The organism is Alicyclobacillus dauci, assembly GCF_026651605.1.
Lineage (GTDB): Bacteria > Bacillota > Bacilli > Alicyclobacillales > Alicyclobacillaceae > Alicyclobacillus > Alicyclobacillus dauci.
This window is the reverse complement of the sequence record NZ_CP104064.1, coordinates 4,538,024-4,556,272: the sequence shown is the minus strand read 5'-3', so window position 1 is coordinate 4,556,272 and position 18,249 is coordinate 4,538,024. Positions and strand designations below refer to the sequence as shown.

Below are 18,249 nucleotides of genomic sequence, written 5' to 3'. Positions count from 1 at the left end.
CATTGGTTTCGCCCATGTTACATCATTTGTCGACGGGGTGATCCATATCCAACTACGAACCATGCACAATTCAAGAACATTCACATCGACGGACAAAAGTTCTCTTCAAGATTCGAACTCTCTAACAACTTCGCGAAGCCAATGATTACTAGAAGAAAGAGGGGTTTCGATTTTGGCTATAAAAAAAACGAGGTTTACAAAAGGTCTGATAGCGGGAGCGCTAATTTTGGGAGTAAGTGCAACGGGTGCAACCGTATGGGCTGCATCTAACGTTACAGTCACGCCAGCGGCGAATACGTCGACTACCCAGGAAACATATGGTGCAACAAACGCGACGTCAAATACCGGATCGACTGTTTTAAGCTCGTCCCAAGCGTTATCAAGCGAGTATGCAAACTTCGTAAACACGATATATCAGCAAATTCAAGCTGCATTGAAAGCAAAGGATCTTTCCAAAGCACAACAGTTAGCTCAATTCGCTCAGGAGCAAATTAGCAAAGTCAATGCGTTGATTGCCCAAGGCAACACACAACAGGCAGAACAGTTGCTTTCATCAACCATTCCCACGGTAACTGGCAATCAGCCCAGCACTGGAGTGAGTACGTCGGCATCTTCTACAACGGGAGCTGCGGATAGTTCATCAGGGTCTGCGACAACAACAGGAAGTACGCCAACTGTGACCGTTACAGGATCGACGCCATCCAACACGTCAAACTCCGGGTCCACGACAGGAACCACGAACAGTTCAACTTCACCGTCTACCTGTACCAAAAGCGAGTCGGGTGATGAGCAGAAGGATGCGGAGTACTTTAATCTCGCCCATAATACGGTAGCCTTGGCATCTGCGCTGCAGCATGTACATAATTCCAAGGCGCAACAATCTCTCGAGAAGAATATCGAAAAGGGATTTGCCCATCTCGAGGCGCAACTTCAACAGTTGGAGCAACAAGCGAAGCAACCGCAACCAGTACTACCCGTGAAACCAGCTGACCAGCCATCAGAAACGCAAAAGCAAACACAAGTATCCAGGAACGCCACGACTTCAAAGGATTCGACGACTAAGGCTTCTACTGTCTCTACGAATACCAAGGTGAAGACAGATGAGCAGTCAGAAGACAAGGCCAAAGAATCCCAACAGAAGTCTAAGGTTGACTCGTCGGTTTACGCTTCCGTACAAGTGAGAACCCACGGTAATAGTAACGTGCAGCATGATCATTCCGAGCACGGTCACGACGGTAACCATGGTAACGAAAAGGACAATGGACGCGGTTAATTTGCTTTTCTGAATCACAGCACGCAGAAACCTAGCCCTTCATCGCTAGATGAGGGGCTAGGTTTTCGCAGTTGGCCCCTACCCAACCCAGTGATGTGAAGGGCGTATCAACAATCGGACTAATAATCGCGTAAAATGCATAACTTATGTACGACATGACCCGTTACTCTGTATTTCAGAAGCGGAATGTAAATCAACTGTGTACCACAGTATTATGGAGGAATTACTGAATGCATCAAGGAACAGTGAAATGGTTTAACAGCGAAAAGGGATTTGGCTTCATCGAAGTGGAGGGCGGGGAAGATGTGTTTGTGCACTTCAGCGCAATCCAAGGGGAAGGATTTAAGACACTCGACGAAGGCCAACGCGTAGAATTCGACATCGTTGAGGGTCCCAAAGGCCCGCAGGCAGCGAACGTCGTCAAATACTAAAGCCCCCAGGTGCCCATGTAGAACAGCGAATCTGCATGGGCTTGAATCAACATCATCTCGTTCTCCGATCCCGATGCAGCCTCCCTACGAGCTCGTCATACGGCAATGTATTCAGTACGTTCGTCTTCTTCAGCCACCCTCGCTTGGCCATTCGAATGCCGTACTCCATCATGTCAAACTCGTCCTCATGATGTGTGTCTGTGTCAATGGAGATGAGAATGCCCATCTCCTGCGCTTGCCGCAACGCACTTTCCGACACGTCTAGCCGATGCGCGTTCGCATTGAGCTCAATGACGACGCCGTGCTTGTAAGCTTCTTCAAGGATCCGCTCCATATCCACTTCGTAGCCAAATCGCCGCCCGATAACACGTCCAGTTAAGTGGCCAATGATGTCTACGGCAGGGTGCCGGATGGCTTTGATGATTCGCTCCGTCATTTGTGTTTTCGACTGCTGCATTGTACTGTGAACAGAGGCCACAACGATGTCGAGGTCCCAAAGAACGTCGTCGGGGAGATCGAGTTGCCCGTCCGATAGAATATCGACCTCGGTCCCGTGGAGGATCTTGACGTCCGTCAGTCGCCTCACCCGTTCAATCTCGCCACGCTGCTCTCGCACCCGTTCCGGCGTGAGTCCGTGTGCGATGGAGAGGGACTGAGAATGATCCGTGATGGCAATGTATGAATAGCCCAAGCGGGCTGCGTGTGACGCGACTTCCTCAATGCTCATCGATCCGTCGCTCCAGTTACTATGCACATGCAGATCTCCACGGATATCCTCACGTTGAACGAGCTCATCCGGCTGTACGAGAATTCCTTGGCCTTCGCGAACTTCGGGTGGCAAGAAAGGCATGCCAATCAAACGGTAGATGTCTACTTCCTTCGGAACTTGGATCGTTTCACCACCTTCACCTGTCAACCGATCCACCGCCCAAACGATGCCTTTCTTCCGCAGCAATCCTTCTATGACGTCTTGATGAACTCCATCGCCGGTCGTCCGCATCAAATGGGGGGCGAACGCTTCAACCGGCACGGTATGTATCCGAACCGGTACGGTCTCGTTTGGAGAAACAACCCGTAGGATAGTGTAGTTATCTTCCTCTGTGCCGTCTCGTTCCGCATACCACTCTTGTATTGGTTCCTCGTCGTCGACAGCCACAACGAGTTCCGCATGTGGGCACATGACAACCAAACGGCGTGCATCGCCTGTGACGGCAACTGATTGAACCCCTGGGACAGCCCGGATTTCTTCGGCGAGTTGAGTTGCCAGTGGCCATAACCGTGCGATTGGAATTGCGTGCAAGCTTTCGACGAGAACGGCGACATCCCGTTTCAGTCGGTCCATTCGATCCCGCCCGAAGCCGGATACCTTCTCCAACTTGCCTGACTCAAGGGCTCTCGCCAAATCCGGCAAGGACACAATACCGTGGGCATGAACGAGGCGATTTGCTGTTTTTGGCCCAATTCCAGGGACCCGCAGTAAGTCCGCCGCAGTCCTAGGGATGGTGATGTTGGCGTGGGCGAGCACAGCATCGAGGCCGGATGAACTCAATCGATGCAGTATTTCAGCGATGTCGTGCCCAATGCCCGGTAACGAAGTTGGGTTGGCGAGAATCTTGTCCATGGGGAGGGCGGAAGCGAGCAAAGACTCGGCGGCGACGATGTAGGCTCTCGCTTTAAATGAATTCTCCCCTTCGATTTGAAGCAGGTTGCCAATGTCGCGCAGACTGGAGGCCGCTGTTATCTTGTTCATGTTTTCCATGTTGTTCATGTCGAAGACCACCTAGTGTTGACAATGACTGCAGTAGAATAGCTTGCGACCGGCGTGCTCCGTCTGCGTGATGGGGTGCCCACAGCGGGGGCATGGCTCGTTTCCTCTGCCGTGGACGAGAAAGTGAGTATCATAGCCTCCTGTTTGCGTGTCCGTGCGTTGATACGGGCGGGCCATATATCCACCGTAGGAAATGGCTCGCTTGAGCGTCGTTCGAATAGCGTCATACAACTGTGTTATTCGATCCGCCTCCAAGTTCGGCACACGGGTTAATGGGAGAATACCGGCCTCGAAGCAAATATTTCGTCTGAATAGCGGTTTCCGATGCCAGAGATACAGTGTTGATCGGTGAGTGCAGATTTCAGTGACCCGCGTTTGTGTGTCAATGCGGTTCGCAGGTCATCGGCCGTAAACGCCGGATCGAGCGGTTCAGGGCCCATATCGCGCAATCTTTCGGTGAGTGACGGCATGTCAATAACATGTAAGTAGCCGAGGCGGAGCCCCAAAAAGAACAGGGTGTGATCGTTCTCAAGGGTTAAGTCCACTTGGCTGTCGTGGTCCGGCTTATCTGCCATCGTGCCGTAGTACATCCAGCCCCCAAGCATCAGGTGGAGCAACAGAATGTCCTGGGAATCAAGCCAAAATAGAATATGTTTACCGCGTCGAGTAATATTGCCGATCCGCCTGCCCTCGACGCGTCGCTTGAATTCGGTAACCGGGACGTTAATAGACTTCTCCCGTTGAACGTGGGCAACCGTGACACGTTGATTGACCACCGTCTGTAAAAGCAAGCTTCGATACGTCTCCATTTCTGGCAATTCAGGCACTGACGACCACTCCTTGTCACTCTTATAGAGTGGACGAATTAGAGGGATCTAATGTGCCTGAACTCGTCAAATCAGTGATTAGCTTCCCACCGTGACAAGTGTTCCGTAATCGAGGAGGGAGTAGACTTTTTGGGCGTTACTTACAGGTAGTTCCACACAGCCGAGACTCTGGGGTGACCCGTATGTAGGACGAACATATCCGTGAATGGCGCAACCTTTGTAAAAGTAGTTGATCCAGGGTACCCCGGGATCGTTGTATGGTTCACCAGAAGGGGACTTGCCTCGCATCGTCTGGGATGTCAGCCGCAGGAAAACGGGCCAGGTGCCGTTTGGCGTTGGACATGCGGAAATGCCTGTATTGACGAGCGTGTTGTAGATATGGCTCCCGTTTTGCCAGATATCGAGATGCTCTTGATCCGTTTTCGACACCGTGACATAGGTATAAGGTTTATTTTCGATTTGCCCCTTGGTCAGCGCAATCAGCAGTGCGTTGTCGACTTGCGGACCGGCTATTCCGTCAATGTCCAGGCCGTGATCGTGTTCGAATCGAATAATGGCACCTTCCGTAATTACGGAGACGGCATTCGCGTTCCACAGATTCGTGAGGGATGTCGGGTATTTGGCTTTCCACGACCAGGTCCCCGGAATGGGTTTAAGCGTGGCGTCTTGAAGTGTGGCAGCCAACGTGTTCGCGATAGCGGGTGAGGGACCGCTAGATGTTGACTCGCTACTTGCATCTTCCGACACTTCTGCGCTAGGCGTGAACCCCAGTGGAAGGTATTGTAGTGCTGCTAACGTCTCGTTGAGCCACAGTGCAGCTTGGCCTTTGGCACCCAGTGCCAACACGGGTATCGACGGGCGATTGTTCTCTGATTGTGTCGCAGTGTTGCCTGTATTTTTTATGTCCCCTCCAGTGGATGCGTTCGATCCGCTTGAAGACGCCCCAGTTGACTTGGACTTTCCGCTGTTCGCAGCAGGTGTCAGAGGCGGCGCTTTTGTGGATGACGTGGTTGCCGCAGAGACGACCGGATCGGGCGCCAATTTGTCGTTTGCCCCGCGCCCTGGCACGAGGATAATCATCACCGAGAGTATGGTTAATAGCCACTTTCCGATAGATGAGAGTTTCATTACCTTCACACCTCTTGTTCTGCGATATTCTAAGAAGAAGGCATCATATTGTCCGTTTATACTAAATTTGGTGCTAGTCTAGCATTCCTTGGAAGTCACAAGCTGTCGAAGTCTGGTGGCCAAGAAATATTTTTATTGGGAATCTTTACTGCCTGATTGTCATAATGTACTATTACAATAATCAGTGCGCAGGGGGTGAACAAGTGACCGAATGGCAGCTGGACACTAGCAGTGGTGTTCCGCTCTATTTGCAGATGAAGCAGAACATTATCCAGAAAATCATCACCGGTGAATGGCCGCCCGGGTACCAGCTTCCGACCGTACGACAGCTCGCCGTGGACGTTCGGATCAACGTCAACACCGTCAGTCGCGTCTACGCAGAAGTCGAGCGGGATGGCTACATCCGTACGCAACAGGGTAAAGGGACGTTTGTCCGCGACAGAGGAGAGTGGGCTGAAAGGCCGGGTGAGAGGGTGGCATTGGTGGAGAAATTCGTGACACTTGTTGTCGAAATGGCGCAGGCACAAGGAATCACACGTGCGGAACTGTTGGCCGCGCTACAAGAACGTTCACAGCCGAATGACGCACACGAAGTACGAAGAGATGGTGAATAGGGGATGAGCGGTGTGGATGAAGTGGCAAATCGAAATATCGCGGGGATTCAGCGATTCATATTTATTGTCTTCTTGCTTATTGGTCTCGGTGTAGGGGCTGGAATTGCGCTGAGGCATCATGTGCTTGGGGCAGTAATTGGCATACTGATCATTTTAGTGGGGTGGGTGTTTGCCACTTCTATTCGTGTCGCCGATCAATGGGAGAAGGCTGTGGTGCTTCGACTCGGGAAATTTAAAGCGCTTGCTGGCCCGGGTATGTTTTTCATTATTCCCCTGGTTGATACAGTTCCGACTTGGATTGATCAGCGCATTATTACGACCAAGTTCACAGCGGAACAGACGCTCACGAAGGACACCGTGCCAGTCAATGTCGATGCCGTCCTCTTTTGGATGGTGTGGGACGCACAAAAGGCGGCCCTTGAAGTGGCGGATTTTGAGAGCTCTGTAGCTTGGGCCGCTCAAACGGCTTTGCGGGACTTGATTGGACGGACGTTGTTAGAAGACTTACTGAGTTCACGCGAAACAATGGACGAGGAACTGAAGCGGGTGATGGACGAACGCACGGAGCCCTGGGGCATCACGATTCAGGACGTGCAGCTCCGTGACATCAGCATTCCGAACAGTCTGCAGGACGCTATGTCAAGAGCGGCTCAGGCGGAGCGGGAGCGGAATGCTCGTGCCATTCTCGGAACGGCTGAAAAACAAGTTGCAGAATCATTTTTGCAGGCTGCTGAAATGTACAATAGCAATCCTATCGCGCTGCAATTACGGGCTATGAACATTCTCTACGAGGGCCTTAAAGAGAAAGCATCGATGATTGTCGTTCCAAGTTCGCTCGCAGATGCAGCAAATGTGGGGAATCTGCTGGGCTTTGTCAGTTCGGAGAAGCTTCGAGAGATGGGAAATATGGGTCAAGAAGCGGGACACACGAGTCATTCTTGAGAAAAATGGCCGTTTGGTGAAAGGCACGAACCTCTAACCTTACTCCTTTTAGGGATGAATGATGGACCGTCGAAGCCGCGTGAACCAAGTCCTCCTTATGAGGGCGTGATCGCGGCTTCGGTCGGTCCTGTAATAGCGGTATAGCGTCACTTGTTCGGGTAGATGTCCCCTGAGGTGTCAGAAGCCGTCGAATGAGCGCTCGGGACTTCTTTCGCCCGTGTCAGAATCAGATCGAATGCATCCTTCGGAGTGGAGGCGAAATCGAGTTGGTGGGGGTAGTTTTCGCGTCGATGATCGAGATAAAGCCCCTCATAAGCAATGTCCTTCACTCGCTTCGCCCAGCCGCTCGATGGTTCGAGGACAATGACTGGCTTGTGCAACATATACGCTGCAGATAACTCAACCAATGTGCCGACGCCACCACCGATCATGACCACCGCATCCGAGGAATGCACGAGTACCATACTCCGAAAATCGAACCCAAATCCGGTCGTAATGGGGATATCGACATATTCATTCGCCACCTGGGACTCGTCTCCTGGCAAAAGCCCGACAACCAGTCCACCCGCCAGCTTCGCGCCACGCGATGCGGCCTCCATCACTCCGTTCGTTCCGCCTGTCAGGATAATTGCCTTTCTCGACGCAATTTCTTTTCCCATTTCCTCAGCAAGTCGGAGTGTTTCTTCGTCAACCTTACCGGACTGTCCGATTACACCAATTCTCAGCATGTGTGCACCTCGTTTTGTCAATGAAAGCTAGTTATTGTCGTGATGTCGAATTCCTGTTCATGTCCCGTAAGGCGCTGCGCTTCGTGGTAGTCCTAAATCCACGTTATATTATAGGGGAATTGAAGCGGAAGAAATGTATGAACCTGTCCAGGCGCTTCGAAGAAAGGTTGTTTTTTTCCGCCCAAGCTGTATTATAGTTCTATGATTATTGAACAAGAGCAAGTAAAAGAGAATGAAGTTCGTGTAAAAATTTTCAAAGCACTGGCGGATCCGACACGTCTGGAGATCATTCGCACGCTATATCGCAATCGTCACGAGATGACATGCGGCGAGGTGGGGAATCACTGCGAGGCATCGAAATCAAACGCATCATACCACTACCGAACGCTCCGTGAGGCCGGACTGATCATCGTTCGGAAAGAGGGGCAATTGAAGTATATGAGCATTGAGTTCGATACATTTGAACGTTACTTACCGGGATTCCTACAGACACTTTAACCTTAGAGTTCAGTGTCTAACGAGTCCTTCTCTTTTGTTCTTTAGTTCAATAGTTATTTAACTATTATATTACATGATGAATTAGTCTAGACATCTAGAACCCCACAGCGCTCATCGTAAGGAGAGAATACATAATGGGATTCGCCTATGCTGCTCAATCCGTTAGATACCATCGAATGCTTGTCTTATTTTTCTTGCTGATGTTTATTGTCGGGACGGACACATTCCTTGTAGCACCGCTCCTTCCAGTTCTTCGCAGCACGTTCAACGTGTCTACTGCAAACGCTGGCTGGTTGGTGAGTGCCTATGCGCTCGGCTATGCCTCCGTTGCTTTGGTGATAGGGCCGTTGTCGGACGGCTGGGATCGAAAACGAGTTCTGCTGATAGGCATGGTGAGTTTCGCGGCGGCCACGTTTTTGTGTGGAGTAGCGGGGGGATTTTGGTGGATGATCGGCTTTCGCTTCTTGGCGGGTGCTGCCGCTGCCATTGCGTCGCCGCAAGTATGGGCTGCAATTGCGACGTTGCTGCCACCTGCTCAAGTTGTTCGAGGAATGGGAATTGCCACAGCGGGGCTTGCTGTATCACAAGCACTCGGTGTCCCGATAGGGAGCTGTCTGTCCACACTCGGCTGGCGCGTGCCTTTCTACGCCGTGTCAATGGCTGCCATGGTTGTTGCGGCCCTTATTTCCTGGGTGATTCCCTCCATGCAAACACAACCCAACTACCCATCCCGATCACGCCCCAAATCCTCTCTCCTCAAACCTTATCGCACCCTACTGTCGTCGAGGACTGCGTGCCTCGTGTTTCTCGCCTACTTTCTCCTGCAGGCAGCGAACTTTGGCAGGTTTTCATACATAGGGATTTGGCTGGCGGATCGTTTTCACGCACCTGAAGTCGTCGTAGGACTCTTGATGCTGTGGTTTGGCGTCGGCAACCTACTGGGCAGTCTCTTTGGGGGCCGCGCGGTCCAGCAGTTTGGGCAAGGGAAGGTACTAATTGGTGCGCTGTTCATTCTGACGGTCGTCGCGCTCACTATACCGGTGTGTACGACTCTGTTCCCCATTCGCTTACTCTGGGGCCTGACAGCGCTTTGCTTCGGCACCGTCTTTCCGGTCATGATGGCTATGATGCAGTCGATCGCACCTAATCTCCGTGGGACGACTTCCAGTCTTGCGAATGCGTTGATGTATGGTGGATCGACCGTGGGAACGTGGTCTGCCGGGTGGCTTTACATGCATGCTGGTGGCTTCGTGTCTGTCAGTTTGCAAACAGCGGGTGGGCTACTGTTGGCAGCTGTACTATTTTCGCTAAGCGGCGTATTGCCGCTGAAGAATGTACGACTCGGGGGCATTCGTGGGAAGCAGAGCATTTACAAACAGTGAAAACAGCCCGGCGATGTAGCCGGGCGCTTACACGATGTTTACTCGCTCGCCAACGAGGGGGATCCTTACCGCAGGACTTGGTCGATAGCGGACAATTCGTCGTCGTTGAACGACAACTGCTCTAATGCTGCGACGTTCTCCTCGATTTGAGCGACTCGACTTGCACCGATGAGCGCGGACGTCACACGGCCACTGCGGAGAACCCAGGCAAGTGCCATCTGTGCGAGAGACTGCCCTCGTTGTTGGGCAATGACATTCAGTTCTCGTACTTTGTTGACGGTTGCTTCCGTGATATCGGATTCCTTCAGGAAACTTGACTCTTTTGCTGCACGGGAATCATCGGGGATACCCGTCAGGTATTTGCTCGTGAGCAGACCTTGAGCGAGCGGGCAAAACGCGATGGACCCCACACCCTCATCCTCGAGGACAGTTTGTAAGCCATCCTCGATCCAACGGTCCAGGATGGAATACCGCGGCTGGTGGATGAGCAGCGGTGTGCCGAGTTGTTTCAGTATGGAGACAGCCTGTTTGGTTTGGTTTGCGTCGTAGTTGGAGAGCCCGACGTAGAGGGCTTTGCCCTGGCGCACGACGAGATCGAGTGCCGCCATGGTCTCTTCCAGTGGTGTCTCGGGATCGGGACGATGGGAGTAGAAGATATCCACGTACTCCAAGCCCATGCGCTTCAGGCTCTGGTCGAGGCTTGCGACGAGGTACTTCTTTGAGCCCCAGTCGCCGTAGGGCCCCGGCCACATATAGTAGCCTGCTTTGGTTGAGATGATCATCTCGTCGCGGTATGCCGCTAAATCTTCTTTGAGGATGCGGCCAAAGTTTTCCTCTGCCGATCCCGCCGGTGGCCCATAGTTGTTTGCCAAGTCAAAATGGGTGATGCCCAGGTCGAAGGCGCGGCGAATCATGGCGCGGCTGTTTTCCAGGGTGTCGACACCGCCGAAATTGTGCCACAGGCCGAGGGAGATGGCGGGAAGTTTTACGCCGGATCGGCCGCAGCGTCTGTACTGCATTGAAGTGTATCGGTTCGCGTCAGCTAAGTATTCCATGCAAAGATGCTCCTCTCGTATTCACAACTTTGTGCGGAGGGTCCAGAGTTCGGGGAAAAAGCGGTGGTCGAGTACTTGTTTGAGGTACGTTACCCCGGACGATCCGCCCGTGCCTGTTTTATGCCCGATGATTCGCTCAACTGTCTTCATGTGGCTGAATCGCCACTGCTGCTGGCGATCCTCGACGTCTACCAATTTTTCGGCGAGTTCGTATAGGTCCCAATACTGACCAACATTGCGATACACAGTCAGCCAGGCTTGCTCGACAGTCGCGTGGGGCGTGTAGTCCAGGGACCAATCTCGATGGAGGCACGTGGCGTCGATCGTGAAGCCGCGTCGGGCCAGTGCCTTGAGTGTCACATCGTAAATACTGGGTGCTTCCAGTGCCCGGCGCAGGCGTTCGTAGAGAGCGGGTTGATGCTGATAGACCTTGAGGACATTTGACTTCTTGTGCCCGAGTGCAAATTCTATCAGCCGATTTTGATAGGATTGGAAGCCGGACGCATGACCCAGTTTGTCCCGGAATTCCATGTACTCCGCGGGTGTCAGGGTTGACAGGACGTCCCATGATTGAATCAGTTGCTGTTGTATGCGGGATACGCGGGTTAGCATTTTGAATGCCGGTTCAAGATGGTCCTTTTCGATGGACCGGATTGCCGCATCCAGCTCATGTAAAACAAGTGTCATCCACAACTCGCTGGCTTGATGGATGATAATAAACAGCATTTCATCGTGATGCCCAGAGAGTGGATGCTGGCTGGATAGAACCGTATCCAGGTGCAGGTAATCACCATAAGTCATGTCGTTTGTGAAGTCGGTTTGGATCCCGGATTCCAGCACGCTACCACCTTGGCCGGGTAGTCTGGACGAATCGGACATAAGTCGCTGCACCTCATTTATTTGCCTACTGTTAGAATACCGAAATCGGTTACATGCTTCTAGAGTCAGTTTCAATTGGGTGGCGTGCATGCAATTTACATAAGTAAACGTCATTTGAATCATTGGCTATAATATATTACATTTCCATAAGTTACTGATTTTATTGAGAGATTTTTGATTTCCAGCTACACTCTGGGTAGATACCGCAAACGCGGACTTTAAGGGGTTTGATAGCGTGAAGACAATGAAGCGCGTGGCCATTTCTCTCGGCTCTATTATGACTGCTTTATCAATAGCAGCACCCGTTGCGATGGCAGACACACAGCATACCGTTCAATCGGGTGAGACACTGTGGAAGATCGCACAGAGATTTCAGACAACAACGTCTATTTTAGAGAACCTGAATCCATTAATTAATCCGGATATTTTGTACCCGGGTGAAGTCATCCAGATTCCATCCACTGTAGTAGCGAATCCCGCGTCGACTACTTCTTCCAATAGCAGCACCGCTTCGAGTAACAGCACCGCTTCCAGCACTAATTCGGCACCGAGTAAGGCTTCAGCTATTATTGCGACCGCGAAAGGGTTCCTCGGGACACCTTATGTATGGGGCGGCACGGCTCCGTCTGGCTTTGATTGCTCTGGCTTCGTTCAGTACGTTTATGGACAAAATGGCGTCACATTACCTCGGACATCCACAGAGCAGTCCACGGTAGGGACATCCATCACGCAGGCGGCCCTACAACCTGGAGATCTGGTGTTCTTTGCTGACACGTGGAAAGCAGGTGTGAGCCATGTGGGAATTTATCTCGGGAACCGGCAGTTTATTGAGGAGTCTTCCGGGAAGGGGCAAGTAATCATCACGTCGCTGGACAACCCTTACTATGCCGCTCATTACGCAGGTGCAAGGCGAGTCCTATAGAGATTTCTGACGTCTTCTTGAGCGGGATTTTTGTTAGAGAATACATGAAAAAAGACCAGGTCGCCATGGACCTGGTCTTTTTGTAGTCAGACGCGGACAAGCTGTTTGCCTAGATTTGCACCGGTAAACAAGCCCAGGAACGCGTCAACCGTTTTGTCGAACCCGTCGACAACGGTCTCTTCCGATTTGAGTCGGCCTTCGCCGTACCACTTGGCCAGTTGTTTCACGCCCTCAGGGAAGCGTTGTGCGTAGTCCATGATGATAAAGCCCTTCATCATGGCACGGTGGATGAGAATTGGTGTCTGCGCGCGTGGACCGACGTCCGCTTGGGTGAGATTGTATAGTGCGATTTGACCGCAGATGGAGATTCGCGCACCATCGCTGATATTCCCCAAAACGGCGTCAGAAATCGTGCCGCCGACGTTGTCGAAGTACACGTCGACACCGCCCGGACACGCCTGCTTAATGGCTTTGTACATGTTTTCTGTGGTCTTGTAGTTGATGGCGTGATCGAATCCGAGTTCGTCTTGTAGATACGCGACTTTTTCGTCCGATCCAGCGATCCCGATCACGGTGCAGCCAAGAATCTTTGCGATTTGCCCCACGACCATGCCGACAGCTCCAGCCGCTCCGGAGACGACGACGGTCTCGTTTGGCTTCGGGTCACAGATGTCGACGAGGCCGAAGTACGCGGTTAGCCCTGTGATTCCGAGGAGTCCGAGAGCGGTCGTGACGGGGGCGAGGTCTGTGTTCACTTTGTGCAGTCGGTCGGCGGAGACAACTGCATGTGTCTGCCACCCGAGTTCGCCCACGACGGTGTCGCCCGGCTTCAAGGTGTCGGACTTCGACTCCAATACTTCGCCGACGGCTCCGCCACCCATGACGGCGTCAATCTGGTATGGTGGAACATATGACTTAGCCTCACTCATGCGACCGCGCATGTAAGGATCGACGGAGAGATAGGTCGTTTTGACGAGGGCTTCGCCTTGTTGGAGAGGCGGGAGTTGGGTTGTCTCGGTGCGAAAATTGGCATGGGTTGGCATTCCTACTGGACGTGATGCGAGAACGATTCGCTGTGCTTGCTGAACAGTCACAGGGACACCTCCAAATATATGTATGAGCAGTGGATTGTTTTTCCACAGTATACCATAGCGAACAGTGATTCAAGGAGTGGGGAAGACATGACAGACGAGGCGATCCGCTTTGAGAACGTGACGGTCGAAGCGGGCGGGGACGAGATTCTGCGGGGTGTCAGTGGAAGCGTTGGGAGAGGGCGTGTCGCGGCGATCATTGGTCCATCCGGTGCCGGCAAAAGCTCGTTGTTGTCGCTGTGCAACATGTTGCGGTCCCCCTCTTCCGGAAAGGTGTATGTCCTGGGCCGCGAAGTCCGGGAGTGGGATGTAAGAAGTTTGCGCCGTCAAGTTGGCATGGTATTTCAAGCGGCCACCATTTTCCCGGGTACGGTGGAGCAGAACTTGGCCTACGGGTTGCGCCTTCACGGTCAGGTTCTTTCAGACGCAGGATCGCTGCTGGAGGACATTGGCCTGTCGCGAGATTTGCTCGGTCGAAAGGCGGAAGACCTGTCCGGCGGACAGAAGCAGCGTGTGGCTTTAGGGCGGGTGCTGGCGATGGAGCCGGAGATTCTGTTGCTAGACGAGGTCACCTCGGCATTGGACGTGCACGCTAAGCAGGAGGTGGAGCGTACCATTCTTCATCTTCACGAGAAATTACGAGCTACGCTGTTTTGGGTGACACACGATCTCGCCCAGGCAAAACGCGTTGCCGACGACATCTGGTTCATGGCGGAGGGGCGGCTCATTGAGGTCGGTTCAACGGCATCGTTTTTCGCTGCACCTTCGTCTGACGAGGCCCGCGCATTTCTGGAACAGATGACGGAGGAGATGGAACAATGAGCTTTGCAACGCTGTCCTTTACACTGGCATTTGTCGCGCTCGCAATGGTCTTGTCGTTGTGGCTGAAGTTGGGTGTTGAGCGGGATTTACTGATTGCAACCGTACGCGCAACCATTCAGTTGATCATCGTTGGGTATATTCTCAAGTTTGTCTTCGATGTGAATAACGCGTTTTTAATTATCGCGATGGTGCTGCTGATCATCTTGGTTGCGACGTTGAACGCGAGATCGCGTGCGAAGGCCATTCCCGGGGTCTGGTGGAGGATTGCTGCAGGGCTGGTCATCACGGAAGTTGTCACGCTGGGCGTTCTGCTTGGCCTGCATGTCGTACCATTTCAGCCGCGGTACGTCATCACCATCAGTGGCATGATTGTCGGCAATGCGATGGTGGCGGCGGGGGTTCTGCTAAATCGTCTGCAAGCTGAAGCGACCAGTCAGCGGGCTGAAATTGACACCGTATTGGCTCTTGGGGGAACGCCCCGGCAAGCCATATGGCCGCACCTCAAGCAGGCCATTCGCGCTGGCCTGATTCCTACCATCGATTCAACGAAGACCACGGGGTTGGTGCAGCTGCCGGGCATGATGACGGGGCAAATTATCGCCGGTGCAGATCCGGTCGTGGCGATCCGGTACCAGTTGATGATTCTATTCTGCATCCTGGCGGGGTCGGCGGTGACGAGCATCGTGATCGGATTCTTGACATACCCTCGGTTATTCACGAAGTACCAGCAATTGGCCTTCCGTGGTCAACGCGAGAGCGTTTGAAAGAGTGCTGGGGCGTCGTGCCATTCACGGTAGGGCAGGTCCCCACGCACGCGGAGCAGGCGATTGAGCAGCCGATAGACACGACGGACGGTGGACAAGTCCGGGAAGGGCCGAAGCGACTCATATCCTCTACGAAACGATGTGGCCAGTCGGCCGGGGTACATGGATTCAAGTGCAATGAGTTCTAGTTCGGGTGGTCCAAATACATAGAAATCGATGTCGATAAGGACGCAGAAGTGCCCGTTCGTGATGAAGTATTGCGAAGGATCGAGGTCGAGCATGATCGGCGCGAAACGGGCGGGTTCGGGCAGGTGCTGGATGCACTCGGTGACGGATCGTGCCTCCGTATACGTGGCGTCGTCGTGATCATATCGATTGAGCAGGTGCTGGATTGTGGTCCGAACGGTTGGCCACCACGATCCCGCACCTTTTACGTTTCCGTAGCAACCAAAGCCCGTTGTGGACACTCCTCCATGCAACGTTGCCAGGAAACGTCCGTACGCCCGCGAGCCACTCTCGGTCAGTTCATCGTAAGAGCTGGCAGCACGACCCTCGACATATCGATGGGTGGGCATGAATCGTCCATCATTCCATGGGTAACAGGTTATGAGCTCTGGTACGAACAGCGGGCTGTGTACCCGCAACATCTGTGCGACGTTTCGGTAATGATAAGCGTTGGCGTAAACGGATCCGAATAGACTGCTAACTCCGTCGTAAAAGGGCGCTACCGCGCCGTGGTCCCGTCTCGGTAGTCGAGTCACAACATGTTGTCTATCTAGGTAACCGTCAAATACAAAATTCGCTTGTCCCGGGTGTTGTTCCGGAAACATGCTGAATCCTGTCAATTGTGGTAGGAATGGTGAATTCTGCACGACAATTCCTCCGTTGCCCGAACGTTTAAATGGATTATATCACAGGGGCGAGAAGCTAAGTACAGCAAGAGTTTGTTGATGGTAGATTAAGTAGTTAACTAGTACATGAAATAACTAGTTAAATGATGAACTAGACAAGTAGTCAATGCATTAATTAATTGACTACTTATCTAGTTACTCATTGACCAGTTATGCATGGGAAAATATAATCACGTCATACAGTGCTTTAATACGAAAGGGATTGAATTGGATGGGCAAAGACCCTCAGATCTTGAATACGGACATCGTGGTCGCAGTTGATAACGGAAATAGTTTCGTCAAAGCGGCGTATGACAGGATTGACCAAACTTTTATGTTTCCCAATGTCACTGTGCAATCTGACCAAAAGCGGAAGGTCATCTTGAACCAAGGTACGCCGCTCGAAAACCTCGATCTCGAAATCGTCTCCCCATCGATTCCAGAAGGGTACGGCCGTCATTTTCAAATCGGTGTTCTTGCATCCCGTCACCCTAGAGCTCAGGCAATCATCGGGCACAAAGCCTCCCAGATGAAATCGCAACGACCGGAAACCATGATCACAACGCTTGGTGCATTGGCATATGCCATCGCTGAGAAACATGAGAAGCAGATCGAGAACGGCGTGCGCCGCATTCGCGCACACGTTCACTTGGGTATCGGCCTACCTATCGCTGAGGTCGGCGAAGCTCAATCATTCGCGGACAAGCTCACGCGCGGTGTACATATGGTGGCATTCCAATCGACGCCGCAGTTCGAGGGTGTGGAAGTTGAAATCCAAATCTCCCTACCGGACGGAATCAACGTGGACAACGTATCCGGCATCATCGATCTGGCCAGCGAACCGAAGAGTACACTCGCTGAGAAGTCGTTTGGCGTTGCCGATCTCGGCGGGATCGACTTGGACATCGCCTTCTTCAAACCAGGTCTTCAATTGGACGACTACACGTCGACAGGATTTCGCGTCAACTTGAACGATATCATCACGCGGATCCGGAAAGACTTCAACGCCAGCCAGGGCCAAGAGTTCATCAAGAACGACGTCAACGTCATCGAACGCCTTGTGAACAAGGATTACGAAGTGAAATGGCAAGGTCTCGTCAAAGGGAACATCGGCGATATTGCGAACTTGCACCTGACCGAACTCGCACGGGATGTCCTGGAGCGCGTTCTCGACGCTTGGGCCGAAGCACCAGACGCGGAGGAGTTCCTCTTCATCGGCGGCGGCGCCTCCATTCTCGCTGGATACATTAAAGACGTTGAGCGCCAAGGCCACCCACTGCGCTTCGATATCCACGAGTACAGTCAGCTGCGCAATCTTCGAGGCACCTTCCGCTCCCTACAGTCAGCCATCGACTCAGGCGAGGAGGTTGCAGCGACCGAAGCCAAGGCACCAGCAGCAGCGGGAGATGAACAAGCTTGACCGAACGGCGACGCAAGACGCGTAAGAAGACGCTGGGTCACGGCGATTTGTTTCATGTATACATCGCGTCTGACACGCCGCCTGAAGTGTGCGAGTTCTTGTCGCGATTAAAACAGCGCGGCGATTTCAGCTACGAGGTCCTTCAGATAATCGAGCAGTACGTACACGGACTCCAAGGTGCACCCGCCTCGCAGGGTGCACCGGCTGAACATGGTACACCTAGCCAGGCGGCGGGTACGCAGGATGCGCAGGTTCAGCCGGGCGCGCCTGTGGCCGCGGCGGGAGGAACGGATGGATCGACACAGCCTGCTGACGCGGCCCGCCATGAGGTAGGCAAGTCCGCCAGCCGCGTGACGCCAGCACCGCAGCAGCAAATTGTGGCGCATGAGAAGGCCGAGGTAGAGAGCAGAGCAACCGAGCCGGCGGTGGAACCGGAGCCTGTGAAAGTTGAAAAAGCGGTTCCCAAAATAGATCCCATCGCCTTGCTCCGGCAACAGCGTAAAGCCTGGGTGGCGAGCAGCAGCAACGGATCGTAGATCTGTCGCGTTGCGGCCGGACGGCGATCGCGGGGGGCGGACGACGTTGGGGGGCCGGGTGACGACCATGTGGGCCGGGTGGGCGACGACCATGGAGGCCGGGCGGCGCATTAAGGGAATGGGATTCCGTTATGTGTCGGTCCCATCCTTCTCCCTGGCGATAGGGGAACGGAGATACGTTGTGTACTGGGATCAAGCTCAACAACTGGTGCTCCGGCACGGATAGCGGAATATTAGTACTTTATCGCGGGGAATTTACCTTCTTTCCTGCGATTAAGG

Annotated in this window: 20 protein-coding genes; 11 read left to right on the top strand and 9 right to left on the bottom strand. The window is 53.0% G+C overall.

Annotated elements, in window-relative coordinates:
* Positions 1–172: 172 nt before the first annotated feature.
* The gene (locus NZD86_RS22695) at positions 173–1,273 is read left to right on the top strand and encodes a DUF5667 domain-containing protein (RefSeq protein ID WP_268044339.1); all 1,101 of its coding nucleotides are present in this window, start codon (positions 173–175) and stop codon (positions 1,271–1,273) included.
* Between the two features lie 230 nt (positions 1,274–1,503).
* The gene (locus NZD86_RS22690) at positions 1,504–1,704 is read left to right on the top strand and encodes a cold-shock protein (protein WP_268044337.1); all 201 of its coding nucleotides are present in this window, start codon (positions 1,504–1,506) and stop codon (positions 1,702–1,704) included.
* Positions 1,705–1,756: 52 nt separating this feature from the next.
* Here NZD86_RS22690 and NZD86_RS22685 read toward each other — a convergent pair whose 3' ends face one another.
* The 4 genes from NZD86_RS22685 to NZD86_RS22670 all read right to left on the bottom strand — a co-directional run bounded on the left by NZD86_RS22685 (position 1,757) and on the right by NZD86_RS22670 (position 5,427).
* Complete coding sequence (locus tag NZD86_RS22685; RefSeq protein ID WP_268044336.1) at positions 1,757–3,472, bottom strand: PHP domain-containing protein; 1,716 nt, start codon at positions 3,470–3,472, stop codon at positions 1,757–1,759.
* Between the two features lie 12 nt (positions 3,473–3,484).
* Complete coding sequence (locus tag NZD86_RS22680; RefSeq protein WP_268047016.1) at positions 3,485–3,649, bottom strand: zinc finger domain-containing protein; 165 nt, start codon at positions 3,647–3,649, stop codon at positions 3,485–3,487.
* A gap of 92 nt (positions 3,650–3,741) precedes the next feature.
* The gene (locus tag NZD86_RS22675; RefSeq protein ID WP_268044335.1) at positions 3,742–4,299 is read right to left on the bottom strand and encodes a DNA-formamidopyrimidine glycosylase family protein; all 558 of its coding nucleotides are present in this window, start codon (positions 4,297–4,299) and stop codon (positions 3,742–3,744) included.
* Positions 4,300–4,377: 78 nt separating this feature from the next.
* The gene (locus tag NZD86_RS22670) at positions 4,378–5,427 is read right to left on the bottom strand and encodes a L,D-transpeptidase family protein (protein ID WP_268044334.1); all 1,050 of its coding nucleotides are present in this window, start codon (positions 5,425–5,427) and stop codon (positions 4,378–4,380) included.
* A gap of 203 nt (positions 5,428–5,630) precedes the next feature.
* Between NZD86_RS22670 and NZD86_RS22665 the strand changes: the two genes are divergently transcribed.
* Both NZD86_RS22665 and NZD86_RS22660 read left to right on the top strand, forming a co-directional pair.
* Complete coding sequence (locus NZD86_RS22665) at positions 5,631–6,041, top strand: GntR family transcriptional regulator (RefSeq protein WP_268044333.1); 411 nt, start codon at positions 5,631–5,633, stop codon at positions 6,039–6,041.
* A gap of 12 nt (positions 6,042–6,053) precedes the next feature.
* Positions 6,054–6,983, top strand: coding sequence for a slipin family protein (locus NZD86_RS22660; RefSeq protein ID WP_268044332.1), 930 nt, complete (start codon positions 6,054–6,056; stop codon positions 6,981–6,983).
* Positions 6,984–7,129: 146 nt separating this feature from the next.
* On the opposite strand, the gene NZD86_RS22655 is transcribed toward NZD86_RS22660, so the two are convergent.
* Positions 7,130–7,711, bottom strand: coding sequence for a TIGR00725 family protein (locus tag NZD86_RS22655; RefSeq protein ID WP_268044331.1), 582 nt, complete (start codon positions 7,709–7,711; stop codon positions 7,130–7,132).
* Between the two features lie 201 nt (positions 7,712–7,912).
* Here NZD86_RS22655 and NZD86_RS22650 point away from each other — a divergent pair, with 201 nt between their 5' ends.
* Both NZD86_RS22650 and NZD86_RS22645 read left to right on the top strand, forming a co-directional pair.
* Complete coding sequence (locus NZD86_RS22650; RefSeq protein WP_268044330.1) at positions 7,913–8,209, top strand: ArsR/SmtB family transcription factor; 297 nt, start codon at positions 7,913–7,915, stop codon at positions 8,207–8,209.
* Positions 8,210–8,343: 134 nt separating this feature from the next.
* Positions 8,344–9,591 (top strand): MFS transporter, encoded by a 1,248-nt coding sequence (locus tag NZD86_RS22645; protein ID WP_268044329.1) that lies wholly within the window; start codon positions 8,344–8,346, stop codon positions 9,589–9,591.
* Positions 9,592–9,656: 65 nt separating this feature from the next.
* Here the strand turns inward: NZD86_RS22645 and mgrA are convergent, their stop codons facing one another.
* Positions 9,657–10,646, bottom strand: a complete 990-nt coding sequence (gene mgrA, locus NZD86_RS22640; RefSeq protein ID WP_268044328.1) for an L-glyceraldehyde 3-phosphate reductase — start codon at positions 10,644–10,646, stop codon at positions 9,657–9,659.
* A 21-nt stretch (positions 10,647–10,667) separates the two neighbouring features.
* Positions 10,668–11,525, bottom strand: coding sequence for a tryptophan 2,3-dioxygenase (gene kynA, locus NZD86_RS22635; protein WP_268044327.1), 858 nt, complete (start codon positions 11,523–11,525; stop codon positions 10,668–10,670).
* A gap of 244 nt (positions 11,526–11,769) precedes the next feature.
* On the opposite strand from kynA, the gene NZD86_RS22630 reads away from it, so the two are divergent.
* Positions 11,770–12,447 (top strand): NlpC/P60 family protein, encoded by a 678-nt coding sequence (locus NZD86_RS22630; protein ID WP_268047014.1) that lies wholly within the window; start codon positions 11,770–11,772, stop codon positions 12,445–12,447.
* A gap of 86 nt (positions 12,448–12,533) precedes the next feature.
* On the opposite strand, the gene NZD86_RS22625 is transcribed toward NZD86_RS22630, so the two are convergent.
* Entirely contained in the window at positions 12,534–13,541 is a 1,008-nt protein-coding gene (locus NZD86_RS22625; RefSeq protein WP_407655193.1) for an NADP-dependent oxidoreductase, read from the bottom strand.
* A gap of 87 nt (positions 13,542–13,628) precedes the next feature.
* Between NZD86_RS22625 and NZD86_RS22620 the strand changes: the two genes are divergently transcribed.
* Both NZD86_RS22620 and NZD86_RS22615 read left to right on the top strand, forming a co-directional pair.
* The gene (locus tag NZD86_RS22620; protein WP_268044326.1) at positions 13,629–14,360 is read left to right on the top strand and encodes an ABC transporter ATP-binding protein; all 732 of its coding nucleotides are present in this window, start codon (positions 13,629–13,631) and stop codon (positions 14,358–14,360) included.
* Positions 14,357–15,124: an ABC transporter permease gene (locus NZD86_RS22615; protein ID WP_268044325.1), complete on the top strand. Its 768-nt coding sequence runs from the start codon at positions 14,357–14,359 to the stop codon at positions 15,122–15,124. Before NZD86_RS22620 ends, NZD86_RS22615 begins: the two co-directional genes overlap by 4 nt.
* On the opposite strand, the gene NZD86_RS22610 is transcribed toward NZD86_RS22615, so the two are convergent.
* A complete protein-coding gene (locus tag NZD86_RS22610) occupies positions 15,106–15,969 on the bottom strand; it encodes a protein kinase family protein (RefSeq protein ID WP_268044324.1) in 864 nt (287 codons plus the stop codon). The two genes, NZD86_RS22615 and NZD86_RS22610, sit on opposite strands and share 19 nt — an antisense overlap.
* Before the next feature lie 277 nt (positions 15,970–16,246).
* Between NZD86_RS22610 and NZD86_RS22605 the strand changes: the two genes are divergently transcribed.
* Both NZD86_RS22605 and NZD86_RS22600 read left to right on the top strand, forming a co-directional pair.
* The gene (locus NZD86_RS22605; protein ID WP_268044323.1) at positions 16,247–17,434 is read left to right on the top strand and encodes a ParM/StbA family protein; all 1,188 of its coding nucleotides are present in this window, start codon (positions 16,247–16,249) and stop codon (positions 17,432–17,434) included.
* Positions 17,431–17,970, top strand: a complete 540-nt coding sequence (locus NZD86_RS22600) for a hypothetical protein (RefSeq protein WP_268044322.1) — start codon at positions 17,431–17,433, stop codon at positions 17,968–17,970. Before NZD86_RS22605 ends, NZD86_RS22600 begins: the two co-directional genes overlap by 4 nt.
* Positions 17,971–18,249: the final 279 nt, after the last annotated feature.

Coding starts and splice junctions, on each gene's coding strand:
- NZD86_RS22690 (WP_268044337.1), top strand. CDS start 1,504: ATGCATCAAGGAACAGTGAAATGGTTTAACAGCGAAAAGGGATTTGGC.
- NZD86_RS22685 (WP_268044336.1), bottom strand. CDS start 3,472: ATGAACAACATGGAAAACATGAACAAGATAACAGCGGCCTCCAGTCTG.
- NZD86_RS22680 (WP_268047016.1), bottom strand. CDS start 3,649: ATGGCCCGCCCGTATCAACGCACGGACACGCAAACAGGAGGCTATGAT.
- NZD86_RS22670 (WP_268044334.1), bottom strand. CDS start 5,427: ATGAAACTCTCATCTATCGGAAAGTGGCTATTAACCATACTCTCGGTG.
- NZD86_RS22655 (WP_268044331.1), bottom strand. CDS start 7,711: ATGCTGAGAATTGGTGTAATCGGACAGTCCGGTAAGGTTGACGAAGAA.
- NZD86_RS22650 (WP_268044330.1), top strand. CDS start 7,913: ATGATTATTGAACAAGAGCAAGTAAAAGAGAATGAAGTTCGTGTAAAA.
- NZD86_RS22645 (WP_268044329.1), top strand. CDS start 8,344: ATGGGATTCGCCTATGCTGCTCAATCCGTTAGATACCATCGAATGCTT.
- mgrA (WP_268044328.1), bottom strand. CDS start 10,646: ATGGAATACTTAGCTGACGCGAACCGATACACTTCAATGCAGTACAGA.
- kynA (WP_268044327.1), bottom strand. CDS start 11,525: ATGTCCGATTCGTCCAGACTACCCGGCCAAGGTGGTAGCGTGCTGGAA.
- NZD86_RS22630 (WP_268047014.1), top strand. CDS start 11,770: ATGAAGCGCGTGGCCATTTCTCTCGGCTCTATTATGACTGCTTTATCA.
- NZD86_RS22620 (WP_268044326.1), top strand. CDS start 13,629: ATGACAGACGAGGCGATCCGCTTTGAGAACGTGACGGTCGAAGCGGGC.
- NZD86_RS22615 (WP_268044325.1), top strand. CDS start 14,357: ATGAGCTTTGCAACGCTGTCCTTTACACTGGCATTTGTCGCGCTCGCA.
- NZD86_RS22605 (WP_268044323.1), top strand. CDS start 16,247: ATGGGCAAAGACCCTCAGATCTTGAATACGGACATCGTGGTCGCAGTT.